The organism is Exiguobacterium sp. s124, assembly GCF_018617485.1.
GTDB classification, from domain to species: Bacteria; Bacillota; Bacilli; order Exiguobacteriales; family Exiguobacteriaceae; genus Exiguobacterium; species Exiguobacterium aestuarii.
The window spans coordinates 51115-72683 of sequence record NZ_JACSKH010000004.1 but is presented as its reverse complement, the minus strand read 5'-3'; the positions used below and the strand labels follow the sequence as shown (position 1 = coordinate 72683).

The window sequence follows — 21569 nt, the reverse complement described above, 5'->3', positions numbered from 1 at the left end:
GTGTAGTGTAGCTAACCGGTTTGTGCTCTACACCTGTATTGTATGCCTGGAGTAAGCGCTTTCTCAATTCAATCCAGTTCACACTTTGGCAACATTTTGTGCCAAACAAAAAAATGACCATGGTCGGTCATTTTTCATACAACGTCTCATGAATCATTTTCTTCATGCATTCATGCAACAACAAACGAAGGTCCTCTTTCGTCCCTGTGCTGTATAGACGCATGTGTTCCTCACTCTCAATGAGCGACCCACTAATCGCGCTTAAAAATTGAAGTTCGACATCGCGCGCTTCTTCTGGTGCCAAGAGCACGAGCAGTCGTGTCACCGGTTCCGTCGATTGATCCATCATGAGGAGCGGGATCGACGTCGTTAAATCGAATGCAAATACACTCGCCTTCTCGATTGAAGTGTGTCGTCCGTGAAACAGTGCGAGTTTCGTACCCGGCACCCCAAGACCTGCGACCTCGTGACGACGGAGCAATTGTGCGGATAATTGAATCCCGCTTTGTACGAGTTCCCGTTCCTCGAGATGTGTCCCGATATCAACCAAAATATCCTCTAAGCGGTCTGTATTGTTAAGTGTGACCAAGTCAAACTGATCATCCATCCGCTCGAACGTCTCTACGAGCTCACCAAGCTCGGCAAAATCAAGCATCGTCGAACGTGGTTTCGGCGTTAACGTCTGGAATGATTGCGGTAACGACAATAAGAGATGACGGACACGCTGTACTTCCTCACTCGTCAATAACGGATTGACAATCAACGTTGGCACGGAGAGCGGTGGTAACGGAACGGTCGACAAAATCACATCATATTCTTCAAGTCGATGTTGTTCGAGTCCGAAAAGTGACGAGTTGACGACGTCTTGCATCTCCGGGAACTCTTGACGTACCCGATTGACGAGCATCTTCGACGAGCCGAGGCCGGCCGAACAGACGACAAGCGCCCGATACTCACGACGGCGCACCGGTTTGACGAGTGCTGCCGCAAAGTGCATCGCCCAAAAGACGGTCTCTTCCTCTGTGAACGTATTCATCCCAAAGACGATGTCGGCGGCCTGTTGAATCGCCGAACGAAGTCCCGGATAGTCGCGGTCGATATGGGGTTTGACCGTACTCGTCTCCGGTAAAGCCTGCGTGTTCATACTCGATAGGATGTGCGCGAGCAGTCCTCGTTCAAGTGCCGCATCATCCGTAAAGGTGAATCCATAGATGAGTGAGACGTGATGAATCAGTTTATGCACCCGAATCTGCATGATCCATCGTTCTTCTTCATCTTCTTTCATTTGATCTTTAATCGAGCGGAGACGATTCGCCTCCTCCGCGAACCAGACACGTTCCGCCATCGAGTAAGTGATCCCCAGTGCCTGTTCCATATCGGTGGCGACTTTCAAATAGTCCTCAGACCGACCTTTTGTATACATCTCTAAAAAGAATCCGGACGCCAGCCGCTCTTGTTGCACTCCATAGGCGAACGTGACCCGCATGATGGTGCGGTCATCCATCCGTTCAAACGAGCGTGACTTCAAATAATCATAGCCGTCTCGAAGAGCTTCGAGCATCTCTTCACATGGAACGGTCTTTAAAAATGCTGGAATGTAGTCATCCTCGCCACGTACGAAGCGATAAAAGGCAAGCGTATCCCAGTGGGCAAGGAGGGCGTTAATCAATAGCTTACGCTTCTCTGACTCATAGCCGAGCACTCTGGCCCCGACACCTTTTTTACGCTCGACTTCTAAATGATATTCTTTGAACCAACGATCCAATTTCTCTAAGTCTTGTGTCAACGTGCTCGGCGAGACGTGCATCTGTTTGGCGACCGCCTGCAATTTGAGCGTATCGTTCTCGAACAAGAGGCGCCACGCCAGCTCAAATAAGCGGTCCTCGCTCGTCGGGATCGCTTCTGCAGATAAGATGAGGTCTTCTCGTAACTGTTGTTTCGCCGACGGTTTGCCGACAAGGCTAAGTCCATGCCCCCGTTGCCAGGCGAGTTCGAGCTCGAACTCTTTCAAGATGCCTTCAAGTAATTGTCGTTCGCGTTGAATCGTGCGTTCGGACAAATTCACCGCCTGCGCAATTTCGGCGAGCGGTGTCGATGTCTCGGTTGCCAATAAGTGTAGTAAGATTGACCGTTCTCGCGCGGTCCACTCATGTCTCATGCTCATCCATCCATTCTTCGACAAGTAGTCGGTATTCCTCGAGCGACAGGAGTTGTCGGACTGATCGAACACTTGCGGTCGGATGGGTGACCGGGGTCGCCCCTTCCTGATAGAGAATCAAATCCACCTCGTTTGGGATGTTTTGAATCGTTCCGTGCGTAATCGTACAAGACAAACGCCCCTCGCTTGCCTGTGCAAATAACTTTGCCGCCATCGCACTCGTCACAAAACCACTGTGGCAAGCAATGTATACGTTCATGTCAGCCCTTCTTTCGTCGCTTATCTTTATCTAATCATAAGTTGGAACCGCTTACTTCTCCTACTATTTTGCTTGTTGGCAAAGATATCGGCAAGTAGTAAAAAGCACCTCTCGTAATGAAAGGTGCTTCTTCTATGCTTCATTTATTCCACCGTCACCGATTTCGCCAAGTTACGTGGCTTGTCGACGTCACAACCACGGGCAAGCGCCGCGTAATACGCCATCAACTGAACCGGCAATACGTTTATGAGCGGTGCCAAGAGTGGCTCGACATGCGGCAAGATGAAATCATCGTTCTCGTGTTCCACACCTTGCATGGAGATGATACAAGCGTTCGCCCCACGAGCGACGACTTCTTTGACGTTTCCACGAATATTCAAGTTCGTTTTCGGTTGTGAGATGAGCGCGATGACCGGTGTTCCGTCTTCAATCAAGGCGATCGACCCGTGCTTCAGTTCCCCACCCGGGTACCCTTCCGCTTGAATATACGAGATTTCCTTCACCTTGAGCGCTCCCTCAAGACAAACAGACGCGTCGAGCCCACGCCCGATGAAGAACGTATTCGGTGTCGTCTTCAAGTAACGTTCCGCAAGGTCTTCGAACAACTCTTTTTGCGCCATGATGGAATCCATGATCGTCGCGACACGAGCGAGTTCTGGCATGAGGTCGAACGGCAACTCTTTCCCCGTCGCACGTGCGATGTCGTATGCGAGAATCGCGAGGACGGCGATCTGTGCCGTGTACGCTTTCGTCGAGGCGACCGCGATCTCCGGTCCGGCATGGAGGAGCATCGTCTCGTTCGCTTCACGTGAGAGTGTCGATCCCGGGACATTCGTCATCGTGAGTGCCTTATATCCGCGCTTCTTCACTTCGACGAGTACGGCACGGCTGTCCGCTGTCTCACCGGATTGCGACAAGAAAACGAACAATGGACGTTCACTTAAGAGGGGCATGTTGTAGCCAAATTCAGATGAAACGTGCACTTCTGTTGGAATGCCAGCGATGCGTTCCAAAATATCTTTTCCGACGAGTCCGGCGTTATAGCTTGTCCCACATGCGACGATATAGACGCGGTCCGCTTCCGAGACGAGCTCGCGAACGCCTTCTGTGAGTTCGATGTCGCCGTTCTCGTTCTGGTAGTGCTGGATGATGTTGCGGATGACGGCCGGTTGCTCGTCCATCTCCTTCAACATGTAGTGCGCGTACGTGCCTTTCTCGATGTCTGACGCATCGATTTCGGCCGTGTACGGTTCACGTTCGAGCACGTCACCGTCGAGCGTCTTGATCGTTGCCGATTCACGTGTGAGGATGACGATCTCGCCGTCGTGGAGCTCGAGGTACTGGTCCGTCACCTGGAGCATCGCCATCGCGTCCGATGCGACGACGTTGAACGTGCCGTCCCCGAGTCCGACGAGAAGCGGTGACTTGTTCTTCCCGATATAGAGGCGCTCTTTGTCTTCTGAGTCGATCATCGCGATCGCGTATGAACCGTGGAGGTCCGAGAGCGTCTTGCGGAACGCCGCCTCGACATCACCGAGCTCGACGAAGTGCTTCTCCATGAGCTGTACGATGACTTCCGTGTCCGTCTCTGAAAGGAACGGGACATCGAGTGTCGCTTTTAACTGTTCATCATTCTCAATTACACCATTGTGGACGAGCGTGAAGCGTCCTGTCGTACTTTGGTGCGGGTGGGCGTTCGGTACGCTCGGTACCCCGTGTGTCGCCCAACGTGTGTGGCCGATTCCAATCGTTCCTTCTGCGTCGGCGGATACGATGTCACGGAGTGCTTGGATTCGTCCAACTTCTTTGAATATACGAACGTCATCACCGACCAAGGCAATCCCTGCCGAGTCATAACCACGGTACTCGAGCTTTTCAAGTCCTTTCAATAAAATCTCTTTCGTTCCAACTTGTCCGATCATCCCTACGATTCCACACATAAACAAATCTCCTCTATTCTTCGATTTCTCGAAAAAGGAAACGGGCTTTTTAGAGTGATGTCATCAAGTCTCGCTTTGTCCGTCCGGTCGCCCGAGCGTTTTATCGAGACTCTCTCAGTCGTGACACGCGACTGGAAGGCATCCGCCGAATTCCTCGATCACCTTCGTCCTCGTCAACTCCGCAGAGTTCTGGCGCTTTTATCTCATATCCAGCCGTTTCTCCAGATACGCTTTCATGCTATCGAGTACAAGATGTGTTGGATAGTGGAATCGTAAAAATAGTCGTTCAATACTTTTTTACCGTTCATGTAAAAGTCACCACTTTCACTAAAAAGCCATCTGTGCATCAGGTTTTCGAGTGGGGATAGAACGGGCATGATACAAGTAACGAGTAAAGAAATGAGGGGAAACACATGGGTGGCATCTTCCTATTGATCGGCATACTGTTATCCGTCTTATCCAGGTGGCTCGAATTTGAAGGGAATAGCACGTTAGGAGACGTCATGTTGTTTCCTGCGATTTTTTTCATGGCCATGGCATTCTTATGCAGTTTTCCTTACTTCAAAGACTGGTGGGACGACCGCTCCACACGTAAGAAAGCATTTTTATTCGTGATCTTTGCCGCAGTTGCCATCCTCTGTCTACAAGCCGCTTTCTGGTTTGTCGTCTGGCGAGATCAATGGCTCGGGCTCCTTTTCGTCATACCGTTCTTGGCATGTGCGGGGTTCATCGCTCGGTTGTTCAAATAATTAGGAGGATGCGCCGCAGCACATCCTCCTTTTAGTTCACGATGACATCGACGACCACTCCGTAATGATCACTCGGTACAATGTCGGTACCCGTTTGCATGTCCCCGAACACGTTGACATCCTGGATCTCAACATCTTTCCACTCGGAACGGATCAAAATCCAATCGTATCGTTCAGACTGCGTAAGATGAGAAGATTGTAAGTACGGATTCTGTTTTACGTCTAGCGTCGGCAGTGGCTCTTCCGCAACAAACGTCGTCACGTCCCGCCATCCTACATCCGATAAGTCATGATAGATAGTGGATTGCGGGTGATCATTGAAATCTCCACACAACACTTCGATCGACTTCTGGCATCCTTTGCTTAACCAGTCTTGAACCGCTCTCATTTGATGTTCTCGAATCGAAACGGAACGCCAATTCAGATGCACGTTCGTTATGCCCCATTCCTGACCTCCGAACGTAAGCGTCACTCGTGTCGCACAAAAGTGACACTCTTCCACACCCTTTTCCCAAATTGCTTCAACTGAAGACAAGGGAACTTTACTCAAAAAAGCGAGTCCTTCGTCTGGTGAATCGGGATACGGATGAAAGACGCAGAACGGATATCCTGTTTGTTCAGCAATGTCATGAGCCACACTGTCCTGTTCATCAGAGCGAACTTCTTGCAGGGCAATCACATCCGCGTCGATTCGTTTTACTTCTTGGCAAATCGCTTCGATTCGTTCTTGCCAAAGCGTCTCATGATTCCAAATGTTATACGTCGCGATTCTCACTTCATGTTCCTTCTTTCTAGAGTGAGTTACGCGCTCCCCCATTTTTGTTCTTCTTTTAACTCTCGTTCCGTGACATAGTTCTCATCAAGACGAACCATATATCGCTCATACCATTTATGTCCGATGACTGATATGACACCTCCAGTGACCATCAACCCGATAAAGTAAGGTGTCTCAATTTGTTTCGTGATCCATCCGAACATGAGGATTAACAAAATCGGGAACGTCAAAAAATTAAAAATCGACATCAAGTGTATGTGACGTTTGGCGTCTCGATTCGTTAAATATTTCAATTGAATCGTTTCTTTCTTCCAAGATTTTTTAATCGCAAATAGGCCCGCAAATTGACCAATCAAAAGAACAGTTTCTGCTGATACCCATCCTTTTTCAGTCACAACAAACAGTGAAATACAAATCATCCACGACAGAAAAGTGAAGACCCCATTCTTCTCAGACTCAACCCTGGCGAGCTCTCTCATTTGATCACGTTTGTTCACGACGTTGCTCCTTCTCGTATTCACGGACCTCACGAATCTCTTTCAAATCTTTATCCGTCAAATAGTTCTCATCATAGGACTGAATAACGCGGTCGAACCGCTTCGCCAAGTATTCAATCCCGAAAAACGTCAGCTGGGAAAGGAGAAACACACGGAACGATTGTGTGCCCGTCGCTTCACTCGTGAAATAAAAGAGTCCATAAATCCCGACACCTGTCAAAGCGAGCGTGTGTGCCATCATTTTGAACGATAAGAGGTTACGTGCCGTTTGATTCTTCACGAAACGCAGCCACATCTGGTATCGAACAAAAATACCTATCAACACGACAGCGAGCACCGCATATAATGCTCCCGTGACGACCCCATCTGAGAGTGTCCAATACGAAGCGTAAATCAAAAAACTGACAACAAGCCCGATTCCGATGATTCCGACACCCCATCCGGTCCAGCGGTCTACTTTTAAAATCGTATCGATTTGCGATTTTACTTTTGGTGATAATTCCATACGTCATCTCTCCCTTCCAACACTTCTTCATACGTCGGTAGCTTTGACTGATGTGCATGGATTCGCTCTTCCCACTTTTTCTCTCGATACGATTTCGTCAATCCCCAAAGGGCGACGATTCCGCCAATCAGGATGAAGGCATCTTCGTTTACATACATCGGGATGAACAGTGCAAATAAAGAAACGGCACCAATCCAACAGTCAATGAGTCGATAGCGTAATACGCGAACGACCGCTTGATGTTCGGCAAAATGGCGGATGACTCGATATTCCATGTATCCTTTATAAGCCACGCCCATGGCTACGACCGACATGACCGGGATGACCCACGTCGCCTGTGTCCGTAACATCACGATGAACGAGATTAAAAAAATAAGGAGTACGGGCCAATCAAAAAACCGATCAAATTGTTTGGCATGCGCTACTGTGAGTTCAATTGGACGATTCATGCGAGACCCTCCTTTCAATCACTTCCTCATACGTCGGTAATTCTGGATCGATTTGTTTAAGTTGCTTTGTGAACCACTTCTGGCGGAACGGACTTAATACTCCCCATATTCCAAAAAAGAGACCAATCACGAGACCAAATTCTTCTGACGTCAGCAGGGTCACCATGAGTGTCGTCAACAAAATCGCGTCCACCCATTCGAATACGTATTGAATAATGAGGATTCGATGCGCTTTCGGATGTTGTGTCATTCGCCACATGATGCGCATCTCTTGAAAACCCATCACGACGATGAGTACAGAGACCGACACCATGATAGGAATCAACCACATTTTCTCTAACAAGAGGGCGACAATGACGGCCGTGACATACAAGATCAAGACGGGTACGGCATAACGTCGCATCCGTTGCACCCACTTTACATCTTGCTCCATCTATACCGCCTCCTTGTCTATTTTCATATACCCTTCGTCTTGTCGTTTCGTTTGTTTGTTCACGTTCAACGTCCATAGTATCGCGCCACCGATGAACACCGTCACATAAATGTACGCTACGTTAGACGTGAACAATAGTTGATCATTCAATGCGAGAAAACAGGCAACACTATTAATCACGTCCCGAGCAAGCTGACGACGATACAACCCTTTCAACTTTGGTTGAAACCCCAAACGCATCTGATAACGCTTCACGTATAAGATGTTCAATGGAATGAGTGTACAGGCGATATACAGCACGCCCCATGTGAGCTCATCGGTCAATAAGCTGATTGGTAACATCAGTACCACAAATGTTCCAAATAGGCCGAAAATCCATTGGTCGAATAAACGTTTCCATGCCTGCTCTTGTGTCATGCGTTCATTCATCATTTTTGCCGTTCCTGATCCAATTGATGTAATAGCGGGGCATGTTCCTTGAGTTTCTTTTGAAACATGCGCGACACCTGATCGCTCACCGCTCCCCATACAAGCAGTCCAATCGCTAACGCCAAACTGTCATATTGAAAGATGAGAAGAGCTGAAACCAGGGAGACAAGCACACTTGAACTGATCAAGTCATAAAGTAGGTTCCACTTCAGTAATTGCACTACATTTCGATCATTCATATGCGTACGACGCATCCGATACTTCTTCACGTCTAACCCAATCATGGCGATTCCAATCAAGAGAAATGGAACGGTCAACCAGACATAACGTCCAAAGAACGATAGGACAATGGCGACCACAATAAACGTCAGCAGTGCATAACCGACCCTAAGGTGTGCCTTCCGCCATGCTGTTTCTTCCGTATACCAATGTGCCTCAGTCAAATCAAACACATCCTTTCTCTAGCGTGCATTTCTCTTATATACGTAATCTCACCCTTCATTGTTTCACATTTTCCGAATATTCCCTCAATGATTCGTTCGACTTTTTTCAACAATTAATAAATGAAACGTATCCGCTTACAAAGGTTATCTGCTATACTGGTAGCAAATTCATTCCTACAAATTTTTGTGAAAGGTGTAGAACTGTATGTCTCCGAAGTACAAGCAAGTTGCGAGTCAGATTGAATCAGACATTGTCAATCATGTCTACCAACATACGAATAAATTATTGACCGAGGATGAGTACGCCAATAAATACGGTGTCAGCCGCAACACGGTCCGAAAAGCGATCGAGATTCTCGTCAACAAAGGATATGTCTATCAAGTTCAAGGGAGTGGTGTCTTCGTCCGCGACCATTACAATAGCGATTACATCAATCTTGAAAAACTCCAAGGTCTCACGAGTGACTTCAGTGGTCGGAAAGTCGAGACGCGCGTCTTACATTTCGAACAGACGGTCGCGAACGATGAAGTCGCGGAGCGGATGAAGTGCCCAATTGGTACACCCGTCTATTTCGTGAAACGGCTACGTCTCGTCGATGACCATCCGTTCTCGGTGGAAGATTCGTACTTCCGAAAAGAGCTCGTCATCTACTTAGACGAAAACATCGTTCAAAAGTCGATTTATACGTATTTACGAAACGATCAAAAGCTTGCCATCGGATTTGCTGACCGTGTCATTTATGCGGATTTCCTCGATGCAGACTCAGCTAGCCTGCTCGACCTGAAAGAGAACGACCCTGCTCTAATTGTCGATAACACCGTTTATTTAACAAACGGACAAATCTTCGACGTCTCTCGTTCCATTCATCATTTTAAACATGTCAAAATGCTCAAAGTCTCGAACATCAAGTCCTAAACGCGCCCGAGAGATGCTTTTCTCGCGCGCATTTTTTTATGCCATTTTCTAAAAAGTAAGGGTTTACACGAAAACGCTTTCGTGCTACTATCAACATGTAGAAAATAATTTGTACCTATGAATTTCAGTTATCCATACAAAAAGGAGAGATATTATGGTTTCGGAAACAATTGAAATCTCACCGGAAGATATTTTCGGTCTCATCGCCCTCTCGGGTGACGCCAAAGCGAGCTACCATCAAGCGATGCTCCTCATGCAAGAAGGAAAAAAAGAAGAAGCAGAGGCAGCAGTCGTTGCTGGTGACGCGACATTAAAAGAAGCACATGCGATTCAAACGAAATTCGTGACGCTCGAAGCACAAGGTAAATCGGCAACGGTCGGTGTCCTCATGGTGCACGCGCAAGATCACTTGATGAACACGATTCTCGTCAAAGAAATGCTTGGATATATGATGAACATGCAAAACGAAATCAACGAATTGAAAGGAATGGATCAAAAATGATTAAAATCGGACTCTTCTGTGCGGCAGGTATGTCAACAAGTATGTTAGTAGAAAAAATGAAAGCGGTTGCCTCTGAACGTGGCATCGAAGCTGAAATCGCAGCTTACCCAGAATCAGAGATGGAAACTTACGTTGACAACATCGACGTTGCACTTCTCGGACCACAAGTGAAGTACCTACTTTCAAAAGGAAAGCAAATCTGTGAACCAAAAGGTGTTCCAATCGACGTCATCAACACAGTCGACTACGGCATGATGAACGGTGCGAAAGTATTAGACCACTCATTGAAACTTGTAAATAAATAAACTGAGGTGACTACTTTGAAAATGCCTAAAGATTTCTTGTTCGGCGCTGCTTCGGCCTCTTACCAGGTCGAAGGCGCATGGAACGAGGACGGGAAAGGTCTCTCGAACTGGGACGTCTTCTCGAAAATTCCTGGTAAGACATTTGAAAACACAAACGGCGACGTCGCAGTCGACCATTACCATCGTTATAAAGAAGACATCGCGCTCATGGCAGAGATGGGACTCGAATCGTATCGCTTCTCGATCTCATGGCCACGCGTCTTCCCGAACGGTACAGGTGAAGTGAACGAAAAAGGACTTGAGTTCTATAACAACTTGATCGACGAATGTTTGAAACATGACATCGTCCCATTCGTCACGCTCTACCACTGGGATCTTCCACAAGCACTTGAAGAAAAAGGCGGCTGGAAGAACAAAGAGACGGTTGACGCATTCGTCCGTTTCGCGGATACTTGCTTCCAATCGTTCGGTGATCGTGTGAACCACTGGATCACGTTCAACGAAGCGGTCATCTTCTGCTCACTTGGATACTTAACAGGCGCACACCCGCCAGGCATCGAAGGCGACGTCAAAGGTTATTTCCAAACGACGCATAACGTCTTCGTCGCTCACGCCCGTGCCGTCGAGCTCTTCAAACAAAACGGTCACACTGGCGAAATCGGGATCACACACGTGTTCAACCCAGCGTTCAGTATCGATGACGCAGAAGAGAACAAGTTTGCTGAAATGCACGCGAACGCTTATGCGACACATTGGTTCTACGATCCGATCTTAAAAGGTGAATATCCGGAGTACGTCGTGAACGGTTTAAACGAACAAGGTCTTCTCCCTGAAATGACGGAGGAAGAACTCGACGTCTTGAAACGTACCGCTCCTATGAACGACTTTATCGGTCTCAACTACTACAGCCCGCAGCGCGTCATGAAAAATGACTCGGCACTTGTCATGGCTGGTGGACGTGAGAACTCGACAGGTCGCCCTGGTAACCCATCGTTCGATGGCGTCTACAAGACGGTCAAGATGGACGACAAAGTGTACACGAAATGGGATTGGGAAATCTCACCGGAAGCGTTCCTCGATGGCATGCACATGTTGAAAGATCGTTACGGCGACGTCAAAATCTATATCACAGAGAACGGTCTCGGTGATGTCGACCCGATCGTCGACGGCGAGATCATGGATACGCCACGGATTGAGTACATCGAAGGTCACCTTCGCGCAGTAAAACACGCTGTTCAACAAGGCATCAACGTTGCCGGTTACTATGCTTGGTCTGCAATCGACCTACTTAGCTGGTTAAATGGTTATAAGAAACAATACGGCTTCATCTACGTCGACCACAACAATGGTCTCGCACGGAAGAAGAAACAGTCGTTCCACTGGTATAAAGAGATCATCGCCACGCGCGCTGAAGACCTATAAGGAGGTTCCCCTATGAGCCGCTTAGAAAGAGTATTTGAAAAGTTCACCCCTGCTTTTGTTCGTTTTGCGAACGCCAAGCCCGTCCTTGCGATTAAGGACGGGTTCATCCTCACGATGCCAATGACGATCATCGGATCGTTGTTCCTTCTCATCCTGGCGTTACCGATTCCAGGTTGGGCTGACTTCATGTCAGGTCTATTCGGAGCAGACTGGTCACTCCCGCTCACGCAAGTCGTCGGTGCGACGTTTGACATCCTTGCTTTAATCGGTGTTTTTGGAATCGCTTACTCATACGTCAAGAACGAAAAGATCGAAGGCGTACCAGCTGGTATCCTTGGAATCATCTCGTTCCTCATCATCACACAAGCTTCTGTCTTGTCTGAATCTGGGGAATTCGTTGGTGGCGTCATTCCAAAAGTATGGACAGGTGGACAAGGTGTCCTCGCTGCCATCATCGTTGGATTGACAGTCGGATTTATCTACTCGCAGTTCATCAAACGTGGAATCAGCATTAAAATGCCAGACGGTGTTCCACCAGGCGTCTCGAACTCATTCTCTGCACTTGTTCCTGGTTTGGCAATCATCTCACTCGCCGTTGCGACGTTCGCAATTTTCCAAGCAGTTGCAGAGCGCACGTTCACAGAAGTCATCTATGATGTTCTTCAAGCACCACTTCAAAACTTGACGGACACACTTGCAGGAGCCGTCATTATCATGGTGCTCATGTCTGTCATGTGGTGGTGTGGAATTCACGGTGCCGCAATCCTCATGGGAATCATGGGACCACTTCTCACAGCGAACGCGCTTCAAAACCAAGCGATCATCGATGCTGGTGGTACGCTCGTCGCTGGCGAGAACGCAAAAATCGTTACGATTCAATTCCTCGATGTGTTCACGAAACTTGGTGGATCAGGGATTACAATCGGCTTCATTATCGCGACACTGATTGTCGCACGTTCGGCACACTTGAAGCAGCTTGGAAAGTTATCACTTGCACCAAGTATCTTCAACATCAATGAGCCGGTCATCTTCGGGATGCCAATCGTCTTCAACCCGATCATGTTCGTTCCATTCGTTGTCGTGCCAGCTATCGCTTCATTCATGGTTTACTTTGCCATCCTTTGGGGTTGGGTCGAGCCGTTCAACGCGCTTCAAGTACCATGGACGACACCTCCAGTCATCTCTGGATTCTTGATCGGTGGATGGCGTGCTGCCCTCTTACAAATTGCAACGATCGCTATGGCCGTTGCGGTGTATCTTCCATTCGTTCGCATTCAAGACCGCGTCTCGTATGGTGAAGAATTGAAAGCACAAGAAGAAGCAGACAAAGCATCAGCCTGAAACAAAAACGACAGCCCTTCTCAGCAATGAGAAGGGCTGTTATATTTAGGGAAAAGAGTTAAGGAGTTGGAAATTTGAAAGCATACTACCCTTCTATATTTGCTGCCATCGCTGGTATGTCCGGAGTAATCGGATTGCTCTTTCAATCGGTCTACCCAATCATGTTGTCTCCCGTCTTTTTACTCATTGCGGGATACTCTGTGGTACATGCGAAGAAGCAGAAAACAACCGTACGAAATTATACAGCAAGCTTTATGATCTTATCGAGTGCTTCCCTCGCATTCGGCCTTGGTTTCCAATCCGTCGTGCCATACGCTATGCTCATCGGGATTGCATTACATATGGTCTGTCTGATTGCTGCATTCATCGCGCTCGGACGATATCGGGCAAACGTCACATGAAGGGTTTGACCGGGCTCGGTTGGGGCGCGTTGATTTTAGCGCTCGCCCTCACCCCACTACTTGCCGTCGATTTGATTCTCATTTATTTACTTGAAGACACATCGTTCCCGATTCTATCGACTCTCGCCATGCTCGGTTGTTTCTATCTGCTCTCGACCACCTTGAGCTTCTTTGTCGATGGTCTAACGGGAGCCTTCCGTTCATTTCTTCACGTGGATGTACCGCGTCTACTCGATACAATCCTTCACGGAATCGTGAGCGGTATCAGTATATACGCCGTGCTCTCCTTCTTTCCGTCCATCGATTTATCTACGTTCACCGTGATGGCGATTCTATTCGTGCACTTATTCGGTACATCGTTTTGGCTAAATTGGGAGGATTCGAAAGAAGATATACCTCCCGAACTCGATTCAATCGATCAACAGATTGTTCACCTGTTACGTACGGAAACAATCGTTTCCTGCGTCGAACGCATACAGAGTGATTACCCGGACTTACCGAGGCGGGATGTGTTGAAGCGCGTTAAAAAAAATCAGTCAATCCACCGAAGTCACCGAACCGCTTCATGGTCGGTGACTTTTGTGCGTCATCATAAGCGAATCGTGAGCCATATGCTATAGTTTGAGTGAATCTAACGAAGGAAGTGATCAGTATGAAGGCACTCGTCTTCCATCAGTTTGGCGGTCCTGAAGTCTTAACCTATGAAGAAGTCCCGACACCGATGCCACAAGTCGATGAAGTATTGGTCCGCACGAAAGCAATCGGACTGAACTATGCCGATGTATATCGTCGAAAAGGGAATTATCATCTTGTCGGAGAACCTCCATACATTCTCGGGTATGAAGGGGCCGGCGTCATCGAGGCGGTCGGAGCGAACGTCACGTCGCTACAAGTCGGAGATCGAATCGCCTTTGCGGATGTCCCGCATGCCAACGCAGAATTCGTCGCTGTCCCACTCGACAAGGCGATTCCCCTCCCAGACACCATTTCATTTGAAACGGCCGCATCGGTCATGCTTCAAGGATTGACGGCTCATTATCTCGTTCACGATAGCTATCGGATTCAACCTGATGACGTTGCGGTTGTTCACGCAGCCGCTGGCGGTGTCGGTCAGTTGTTGACGCAAATGATTCAACGCCTCGGTGGGCAGGTCATCGGTCTCACGTCGACAGATGAAAAAGTGGCGACCATCCAAACGCATGGTGCCCGTGCCTATCGCTATGACGAAGCATGGGTTCAACATATTCGTACCGTGACAGACGGTCGTGGTGCCGATGTCGTCTATGACTCGGTCGGCTCGACATTAGAAGACAGTTTCGAAGCAACTCGCATCGGTGGGACGGTTGTCTTCTACGGCATGGCCGGTGGCGACCCAAAACCGGTCGATCCGCGTATGCTCATGGACACCTCGAAGACATTGACGGGTGGGGACCTATGGAATGTGCTCACGTCAATGGAAGAACGAATTCGTCGGTCACACGAATTGTTCAGTTGGATCGACGACGGTTCACTCATCGTTCCATCGCCAACGACGTTCGCCTTATCAGACGGGTCATCGGCCCACGCCTTTTTAGAAAGTCGGAAGAGCCAAGGGAAGATTCTCTTGATTCCGTAAACAAACGCCAGCCCTTTATGAGGTGCTGGCGTTTTACATATCGTCTTTTCGGAGCGAGTATCCGTCGACCTCCAGTAATCGCATCCGCCTTTGGTCGATCGCCGCATGTACAATCACGGTCACACCCGGATTGAGCTCCATCATCTTTTTGATTTTTCGTAAGTCATCCCCATTGATCTCGACGGGCAACACGAATTCGCCTTCTCTCAAATGAACGAACTTGATTTTCCCTTGGTCATCATAACCTGTTACTTCGTATGTCGAAAATTCACGTTTCATCAACATTTCCCCTTCCTCCGAATCCATCTCGACATTTAATTTTCGTATTTCCCGTTCGCGTGTAATTCGTTTATCACGTTCAATCAGTCCCTTCACCCCTAAAAAAGAAGAGAAGAGGACAAATACGATAAAGAGAACGTTTAAATAAACCAATCCATAGAGCAGTCCGTAGATGAACCAGCACATTAACCAAATCATAATGAGAGAGGACGTTTTATCCTCCTCCCGCTCCTTTTCCGTTCTATAATCCAATGCCATCTCCCCTCCTTCCCTCTCTACTTCATGCATTCCCCCCTTGTATGCGTTGCACACAAAAAATCCATCCCCGTAGCGGCAGGGATGGATACATGTTACGCCTCGACGCTATCCGCGTGTTCGGCCTTATGGTCGGCGATGACACCGGCATACCACTTCGCGCTGTCTTTCCAGATGCGCTCTTGCGTCTCAAAGTCGATATAGAGGATTCCGAAGCGCTTCTCGTATCCGAAGCTCCATTCGAAGTTATCCATAAGCGACCAGAGGTAGTAGCCTTGAATGTTCATGCCTTCATCGTTCAAGTCAGAGACAGCTTCGAGGTGCTGGCGGACGTAGTCGATCCGGTTATCGTCATGGACTTCGCCATTCTCCAGCACGTCGTCAAATGCGGCGCCGTTCTCTGTGATATAGATTGGAAGGTCAGTATACTCGGCGCGTAAACGACGGATCAGGTCTTTGAATTCGTTCGGGGCGATATCCCAGCCCATGCCCGTCTTCTCGTAGTCCGAGTAAGCGTCTGCCTTCAAGAAATCATTTGCTGCGTTGAACTCGACAATACCACGGCTATAGAAGTTGATGCCGAAGAAATCGCAAGATGTCGAGATCGTCTCCATATCACCCGATTGGATGAAGTCGAAGTTATGCACATATTTGGAGAACAAGTTCATCATGTCGACCGGATATTGGCCTTTGAAGACCGGATCGAGGAACCAGCGATTCGAATACCCGTCGGCATTGTTCATCGCAAGGCGGTCATTCGCCGAATCCGTCTTCGCATACATCGGTGACAAGTTGAGAGTGATGCCGATCGGGGTCGTGGACTTCATCTCTCGCTTCAACAATTCGACCGCTTTCCCGTGCGACAACAAGATGTGGTGCACGGCGCGTACCGCTTCGTTCATGTCACGATGACCCGGTGCGTGAACACCGACATGGTAGCCGAGGAAGCCGGCACACCAAGGCTCATTGTGGGTAATCCAAGAGTCGACGATATCATCAAGCTCTTCAAAACAGACTTTCGCATAATCGAGGAACCAGTCGACCGATTCACGGTTGACCCAGCCACCTTCTTCGTGAGCCCACATCGGAAGGTCCCAGTGGTAAATCGTGACAGCTGGTTTGATTCCTTCTTCGCGGAGACGTAGCGCCAAGTTTTTGTAGAACGCCATACCTTCTGGGTTGTACTCTCCCTTGGCAGGGAAGATTCGTGGCCACGCGATGGAGAATCGGTACGTGTCGACACCTAGCTTTTTGATGTGCTGGATGTCTTCCTCGTAACGATGGTAGTGGTCACATGCGACATCGCCGTTATGCTTTTCAAACACGCGCCCGTCGATGTCACAGAACATATCCCAGATGGAAGGAGTACGTCCTCCTTCGTTGTGTGCGCCTTCAATTTGGTACGAGGACGTGGCTGTCCCGAATACGAAGTCTTTCTTAAAATGCATAGTGTTTTCCTCTTTTCTCTATATTTATTCTTTGACAGCACCTGCCGAAATACTGCTGACGATGTACTTCGAGAGGAACAAGAAGGCAATCATGATCGGTACGACCGAGATCGCGATTCCTAGGTAAAGCGCGCCAAGGTTTTCTGCGACTTGTGATCCTTTCAAGAAGCCCATCAAGACAGGCAACGTGTATTTCTCAGGAGAGAATAAGAGAACAAGTGGCATCAAGTAGTTGTTCCACGAGCCGATAAACGTGAAGATCGACATCGTCGCAATGGCTGGCATCATCATCGGGAGCGCAATGGTATGGAAAATGCGCAATTCGCTCGCACCGTCAATCCGTGCCGCTTCAATCAAGCTGATGTGAAGCGTCGCTTGTGTGTACTGACGGATGAAGAATACGGTGAACGGTGTCGCAATCGCTGGAACGATCAATGGGATGAACGAATCGAGAATTCCAAGCGTCTTCGAGATTTCGTAGAATCCGATGAGTCCGAGCTGTGCCGGTACCATCATCATGACGAGCATGAAGATGAACATCGCATTCTTCCCTTTGAAGTTGTAGAACGTGAATCCGTATGCAGTGAGTGCCGAGAAGTATCCAGAGAGGACAGTCACCGATACCGAAATAATCAAGCTGTTTTTGAAGCCGGTCCAGATGTTGATGTACTCGCTGAGGGTAGCGTAGTTATCGAGCAACGCATTACCAGGGATCAGGGTGAAACCAGATATGACTTCTCCGTTCGTCCGAGTCGCGTTGATGATCATCATCAAGAACGGGATGAAGCATATGATCGCAAGAATAGTCAAACTTGCATAAATCAAGCCTCGAATAACACGATGTTTCGACTTTTCTTTTTTAGGTGGCGCCACTTTGAGTGGACGGTCATTTTTACGTTTTGGCTGCGCTTCGCTATCAGGAAGCATACGCCGTGTTTCTGCATTTTGTTCCATCGCTTACGCCCCCTTCTTCTGTGTTGCGCGTTCGTTGCGGAACATTCCTTTGAAGACGATCGCCGAGAAGATGAGCGTGATCAAGAATAAACCGTAAGCGACCGCAGATGCGTAGCCGTAGTTGTTGTATTTGAAGGCTTGGTTATACAAGTAAAGCACCATCGTATTCAACGAACCGTCCGGTGAACCAATTCCATCGGTAATCAACATCGGAAGGTCGAACAATTGAAGTCCACCGATGAGCGATGTGATCATGATGTAGAGAAGGATTGGTTTCAAGAGCGGCAACGTCACTTTCGTAAACATTTGCCAACGGTTTGCACCGTCGATGTGAGCAGCTTCAAAGTAATCCGTTGAGATTCCTGAGACACCAGCCATCACGATGATAAAGGAGTGACCGAACCACATCCATGTCAAGATGAGTGAGACGGATAATTGAGCCGTCACTGGTTCTGCCAACCAGTCGATCGGATTTGAGATCAAACCGATTTTCATCAACACCATGTTGAGTGAACCGTGCTGCCAGTCGAGCAAAATACCGAACAAAAGCGCGACCGAGCTGATTGTGATCAAGTTTGGAAGATAGAAGAATGAACGGAAGAAGTTTAACCCTTTTAGCTTCAAACGAAGATCTGAGAATAAGAGCGCCAATAAAAGTGCCATTCCCATCTGCAAGGCGAAGTTGACTCCCCAAATCTTGATGGTGTTGAAAAACGCTTCGATGAAGTATGTGTCCGTCAACAACCGTGTATAGTTCGCAAATCCGACAATCTCTTCTCCTGGGCTACCGGTGTAGTTCGTGAAGCTATAGTAAAGCGTCAAGAAAACCGGATAAATGCTAAACGTCAAGAAAACAACCCAGAACGGGGCGATGAACAGATAGCCGTAACGATCTAATTTTTTCACGTGTATTTCTCCTTCCATAAGAACCGAGGGAGGAACTTCCTCCCTCGTGTTGGTCATCGTCAGTCTACTACGATGTCTGGGTAAGCGTTCTTAACTTGTTTCTTGAATTCTTTGATTGCATCGTCTTTCGATTTCTTACCTTCTACGTAAGAGTTAACCGCCGCTCCGTAAAGCGTGTCGAGCTGTTGGTCGTATTTCGTAACAATCCCTGGTTTGATTGATTCAGCTTCGCCGAGGAAGAACTCATAGTTGTTCTGTCCACCGAGGAACTCATCGCTGAAGTCTGTTTTGATTTTTTCTGTAACCGGGTTAAATGCGAGGACGTCGCCTGTTTCTTTCGCCCATTCAGTCAAGAACTCTTCATCTTGTGTCATGAGTTTGATGAAGTCGTAAGCTTCTTCTTTATGTTTAGAGTCTTTGTAAATTCCGACCCATGTACCGCCCCAGAAGTACGGGCTTGGTCCGCTTGTAACAGCCCAGTCACCAGCAGTGTCTTTCGCGTTCTCTTTCAAGACAGCGTGGAGACCCCAAGTTGGGAGGACGTAAGAGAAGACTTCTGTTTCCGTTTCTTTGCCGCCTTCTTTAACTTTGATCGGTTTGTCCATTCCTTCGAACCAAGATGGTGACCATTCTGGTGCGAGGGCAGTAAGGTTATTTTCACGAAGTTCTTTCGCGTAGTCGAAGTAGTTTTGTTTCCCTTCAGTCAAGACAAGCTCATTTTCTTCGTTCACCCATGCTTGTGGGTCATCACCTTGTGCGAACCAACGGATTGAACCTTCGTCTGGGAAGAGTTTGTAGCCTTTATCTTTAAGCTTCTCACCGACTTCGAAGAGTCCGTCCATCGAGCTCATCATTTCGCCGACTTCAGCCGGGTCATCTGTACCGAGCGCTTCTTTTGCAATGCTACGCTTGTAGTAGATCCCACCTGGAGTTGTTTGCCATGAAAGGGCACGAACGTTTCCGTCCTTGTCTTTTCCGAGGTCGAAGACGTAAGGAACGATGTCTCCAGAAACTTCTTCTGCGTTGTATGGCTCTTCAGAAAGGTTTTCCCAGTATCCAGCGTCAATCCATTGTTTAAGGAACGCGATTTCACCAGTGAAAACGTCCGGTGCGCCGACGCCACTCTCGAGAGCTGGCTTCAACTTCGTTGCGTAGTCAGCGGTCGGTACGATTGTCAATTCGACTTTAACGCCGTTACGCTCTTCGAATGTTTTGATTGGCTCTTTCAATTCATCCGTGAATGACCAAATTTTTAAGACATCGTCTTTTGAACCCTCTGAAGATGATCCTTCGCTGCCGCCGTCAGAGCAAGCGCTCAAGACACCGACTGAAAGTGCTCCAATTGTAAGTAAGCTAACAAGTTTACGCATGTGTTGTTCCCATCCTTTTTATAAGTAATAGTAGAAAGCGCTTGCAAAAAGAGGTAAATAATTGTCGAAAGCGCTTTCGGTTTGTTCGAAATAAAATATCGAAAGCGGTTTCGATTCTTTCCAAAATGACTTTCGAAATCGCGCTCCCCTCTCCATCTGCTGAAGAAAAGAGAGCGACTTCGAAATATCATTGACTATAAATCACTGTTTGACCGGAGCACAAGATGCTCGTTCTACTAAGCGTACCGGAATGATGCGACGTTCTGTGAGTCGCTCTTTCGCGGTCATTTGTTCAAGTAAAAGTTCTGCTGCCGCTTCCCCGATTTCATCCGTATCTTGGCGAATCGTAGTCAGTTTCGGCGTAATGTATTGGATCATTTCAATGTCGTCGTATCCGATGACAGAGATGTCATTCGGGACGTGAAGACCGTGTTCGTGAATCGCTTCGATGACGCCGATTGCCATTTGATCCCCGGCCACAAAGACAGCGGTCGGTTGATCGTCAAGTTCAAGCAATCGTTCCATCGCTTGCTTCCCTTCGTCGACTGAGAAGAAACCGGCGTTGACGAGGTAGCCTGGTTGAATCGGAAGGTTCAGTTCTTGCATCGCAAGTTCATATCCTTTGATTCGCGCCGCTCCAGCGTCAATCGTCTCATCCCCAGCGATGTGGGCAATTTTTCGGTGACCGAGTTCATGGAGATAATTCACAGCGAGACGGGCCCCTTCGATGTTATCGGAATAGACGACGCTACAATTGGCGCTGTCCATATCGACGACGACGATTGGGATGTCGCTTCGCATGAGCTCCTGAACTTGCTCATCCATTCGATCCGAGCAGATGACGACGATGCCGTCGACCGCACGGTGTTTGAAGTGTTCGAGATAACTCATATCACGGTTGCGCAGGTTACGCGAGGCGAAGATTAAATCGTAGCCTTGCTCCTCTGTCGCGTGACGAAAACTTTCGATGATTCCGTTGAAGAACGGGTGTTTCATCCCGACTTCGTTTGCTTCTGAGAACATGACCCCGATCGCCCATGATTTTTTTGTCGATAACGACTGGGCATGTGCGTTCGGCAAGTAGTCCATCTCAGCAGCGGCTTGAAGAATCTTCGCTCTCGTCTTGTCACTCACGTCTTTGTAGTTGTTCAACGCTTTGGACACTGTCGTGATTGAGAATCCTGTTTTTTTGGCTAAATCATAAATCGTACCCATGTT

25 protein-coding genes are annotated in these 21569 nt (G+C 48.2%); 9 read left to right on the top strand and 16 right to left on the bottom strand.

All coding sequences use genetic code 11. From position 1 onward, the window contains the following. Positions 1–127: 127 nt before the first annotated feature. The 3 genes from KNO85_RS13785 to glmS all read right to left on the bottom strand — a co-directional run bounded on the left by KNO85_RS13785 (position 128) and on the right by glmS (position 4357). Entirely contained in the window at positions 128–2158 is a 2031-nt protein-coding gene (locus tag KNO85_RS13785; protein WP_214790987.1) for a BglG family transcription antiterminator, read from the bottom strand. Continuing rightward, the gene (locus KNO85_RS13780; RefSeq protein ID WP_214790985.1) at positions 2148–2417 is read right to left on the bottom strand and encodes a PTS sugar transporter subunit IIB; all 270 of its coding nucleotides are present in this window, start codon (positions 2415–2417) and stop codon (positions 2148–2150) included. Before KNO85_RS13780 ends, KNO85_RS13785 begins: the two co-directional genes overlap by 11 nt. A gap of 143 nt (positions 2418–2560) precedes the next feature. Beyond that, positions 2561–4357 (bottom strand): glutamine--fructose-6-phosphate transaminase (isomerizing), encoded by a 1797-nt coding sequence (gene glmS, locus KNO85_RS13775; protein WP_214790983.1) that lies wholly within the window; start codon positions 4355–4357, stop codon positions 2561–2563. Positions 4358–4770: 413 nt separating this feature from the next. Between glmS and KNO85_RS13770 the strand changes: the two genes are divergently transcribed. Further along, complete coding sequence (locus KNO85_RS13770; RefSeq protein ID WP_214790981.1) at positions 4771–5106, top strand: hypothetical protein; 336 nt, start codon at positions 4771–4773, stop codon at positions 5104–5106. 31 nt (positions 5107–5137) lie between these two features. On the opposite strand, the gene KNO85_RS13765 is transcribed toward KNO85_RS13770, so the two are convergent. Genes KNO85_RS13765 through KNO85_RS13735 form a run of 7 tightly spaced genes read right to left on the bottom strand, consistent with a single transcriptional unit; the run spans position 5138 to position 8637 of the window. Further along, complete coding sequence (locus tag KNO85_RS13765) at positions 5138–5881, bottom strand: endonuclease/exonuclease/phosphatase family protein (protein ID WP_260569954.1); 744 nt, start codon at positions 5879–5881, stop codon at positions 5138–5140. A 26-nt stretch (positions 5882–5907) separates the two neighbouring features. Beyond that, positions 5908–6378, bottom strand: a complete 471-nt coding sequence (locus KNO85_RS13760; protein WP_214790971.1) for a hypothetical protein — start codon at positions 6376–6378, stop codon at positions 5908–5910. After that, a complete protein-coding gene (locus tag KNO85_RS13755; protein ID WP_214790969.1) occupies positions 6365–6883 on the bottom strand; it encodes a hypothetical protein in 519 nt (172 codons plus the stop codon). Before KNO85_RS13755 ends, KNO85_RS13760 begins: the two co-directional genes overlap by 14 nt. After that, positions 6862–7332, bottom strand: a complete 471-nt coding sequence (locus KNO85_RS13750; protein ID WP_214790967.1) for a hypothetical protein — start codon at positions 7330–7332, stop codon at positions 6862–6864. The genes KNO85_RS13755 and KNO85_RS13750 overlap by 22 nt, the downstream gene beginning before the upstream one ends. Further along, positions 7316–7765, bottom strand: coding sequence for a hypothetical protein (locus KNO85_RS13745; protein WP_214790965.1), 450 nt, complete (start codon positions 7763–7765; stop codon positions 7316–7318). The genes KNO85_RS13750 and KNO85_RS13745 overlap by 17 nt, the downstream gene beginning before the upstream one ends. Beyond that, the gene (locus KNO85_RS13740; protein ID WP_214790963.1) at positions 7766–8194 is read right to left on the bottom strand and encodes a hypothetical protein; all 429 of its coding nucleotides are present in this window, start codon (positions 8192–8194) and stop codon (positions 7766–7768) included. Next, the gene (locus tag KNO85_RS13735) at positions 8194–8637 is read right to left on the bottom strand and encodes a hypothetical protein (protein WP_214790961.1); all 444 of its coding nucleotides are present in this window, start codon (positions 8635–8637) and stop codon (positions 8194–8196) included. The genes KNO85_RS13740 and KNO85_RS13735 overlap by 1 nt, the downstream gene beginning before the upstream one ends. 205 nt (positions 8638–8842) lie before the next feature. Between KNO85_RS13735 and KNO85_RS13730 the strand changes: the two genes are divergently transcribed. The 8 genes from KNO85_RS13730 to KNO85_RS13695 all read left to right on the top strand — a co-directional run bounded on the left by KNO85_RS13730 (position 8843) and on the right by KNO85_RS13695 (position 15139). Further along, the gene (locus KNO85_RS13730; RefSeq protein ID WP_214790959.1) at positions 8843–9553 is read left to right on the top strand and encodes a GntR family transcriptional regulator; all 711 of its coding nucleotides are present in this window, start codon (positions 8843–8845) and stop codon (positions 9551–9553) included. A gap of 154 nt (positions 9554–9707) precedes the next feature. Then, positions 9708–10055, top strand: a complete 348-nt coding sequence (locus KNO85_RS13725; RefSeq protein WP_214696899.1) for a PTS lactose/cellobiose transporter subunit IIA — start codon at positions 9708–9710, stop codon at positions 10053–10055. After that, on the top strand, positions 10052–10360 hold the full coding sequence (locus KNO85_RS13720) for a PTS sugar transporter subunit IIB (RefSeq protein WP_015880671.1): 309 nt from the start codon (positions 10052–10054) through the stop codon (positions 10358–10360). Before KNO85_RS13725 ends, KNO85_RS13720 begins: the two co-directional genes overlap by 4 nt. Before the next feature lie 15 nt (positions 10361–10375). After that, positions 10376–11782: a GH1 family beta-glucosidase gene (locus KNO85_RS13715; RefSeq protein ID WP_214696901.1), complete on the top strand. Its 1407-nt coding sequence runs from the start codon at positions 10376–10378 to the stop codon at positions 11780–11782. Positions 11783–11794: 12 nt separating this feature from the next. Beyond that, positions 11795–13123 carry a PTS sugar transporter subunit IIC gene (locus KNO85_RS13710; RefSeq protein WP_214696903.1) on the top strand — a complete coding sequence of 443 codons (1329 nt, stop codon included), beginning with the start codon at positions 11795–11797 and terminating at the stop codon, positions 13121–13123. Positions 13124–13197: 74 nt separating this feature from the next. Further along, positions 13198–13524 carry a hypothetical protein gene (locus KNO85_RS13705; RefSeq protein ID WP_214790957.1) on the top strand — a complete coding sequence of 109 codons (327 nt, stop codon included), beginning with the start codon at positions 13198–13200 and terminating at the stop codon, positions 13522–13524. Further along, complete coding sequence (locus KNO85_RS13700) at positions 13521–14144, top strand: hypothetical protein (protein WP_214790955.1); 624 nt, start codon at positions 13521–13523, stop codon at positions 14142–14144. Before KNO85_RS13705 ends, KNO85_RS13700 begins: the two co-directional genes overlap by 4 nt. A gap of 32 nt (positions 14145–14176) precedes the next feature. Beyond that, positions 14177–15139, top strand: a complete 963-nt coding sequence (locus tag KNO85_RS13695) for a quinone oxidoreductase family protein (RefSeq protein ID WP_214790953.1) — start codon at positions 14177–14179, stop codon at positions 15137–15139. A 33-nt stretch (positions 15140–15172) separates the two neighbouring features. Here the strand turns inward: KNO85_RS13695 and KNO85_RS13690 are convergent, their stop codons facing one another. From KNO85_RS13690 to KNO85_RS13665, 6 genes are all read right to left on the bottom strand, one after another. Further along, complete coding sequence (locus tag KNO85_RS13690) at positions 15173–15670, bottom strand: hypothetical protein (protein WP_214790951.1); 498 nt, start codon at positions 15668–15670, stop codon at positions 15173–15175. Between the two features lie 98 nt (positions 15671–15768). Beyond that, positions 15769–17121 (bottom strand): GH1 family beta-glucosidase, encoded by a 1353-nt coding sequence (locus tag KNO85_RS13685; protein ID WP_214790949.1) that lies wholly within the window; start codon positions 17119–17121, stop codon positions 15769–15771. 24 nt (positions 17122–17145) lie between these two features. Then, positions 17146–18075, bottom strand: coding sequence for a carbohydrate ABC transporter permease (locus tag KNO85_RS13680; RefSeq protein WP_214790947.1), 930 nt, complete (start codon positions 18073–18075; stop codon positions 17146–17148). A 3-nt stretch (positions 18076–18078) separates the two neighbouring features. Further along, a complete protein-coding gene (locus KNO85_RS13675; RefSeq protein WP_214696921.1) occupies positions 18079–18981 on the bottom strand; it encodes a carbohydrate ABC transporter permease in 903 nt (300 codons plus the stop codon). A gap of 59 nt (positions 18982–19040) precedes the next feature. After that, positions 19041–20351 carry an ABC transporter substrate-binding protein gene (locus tag KNO85_RS13670; protein WP_214790945.1) on the bottom strand — a complete coding sequence of 437 codons (1311 nt, stop codon included), beginning with the start codon at positions 20349–20351 and terminating at the stop codon, positions 19041–19043. Positions 20352–20552: 201 nt separating this feature from the next. Further along, positions 20553–21566: a LacI family DNA-binding transcriptional regulator gene (locus tag KNO85_RS13665; protein WP_214790943.1), complete on the bottom strand. Its 1014-nt coding sequence runs from the start codon at positions 21564–21566 to the stop codon at positions 20553–20555. Between the last annotated feature and the right edge of the window lie 3 nt (positions 21567–21569).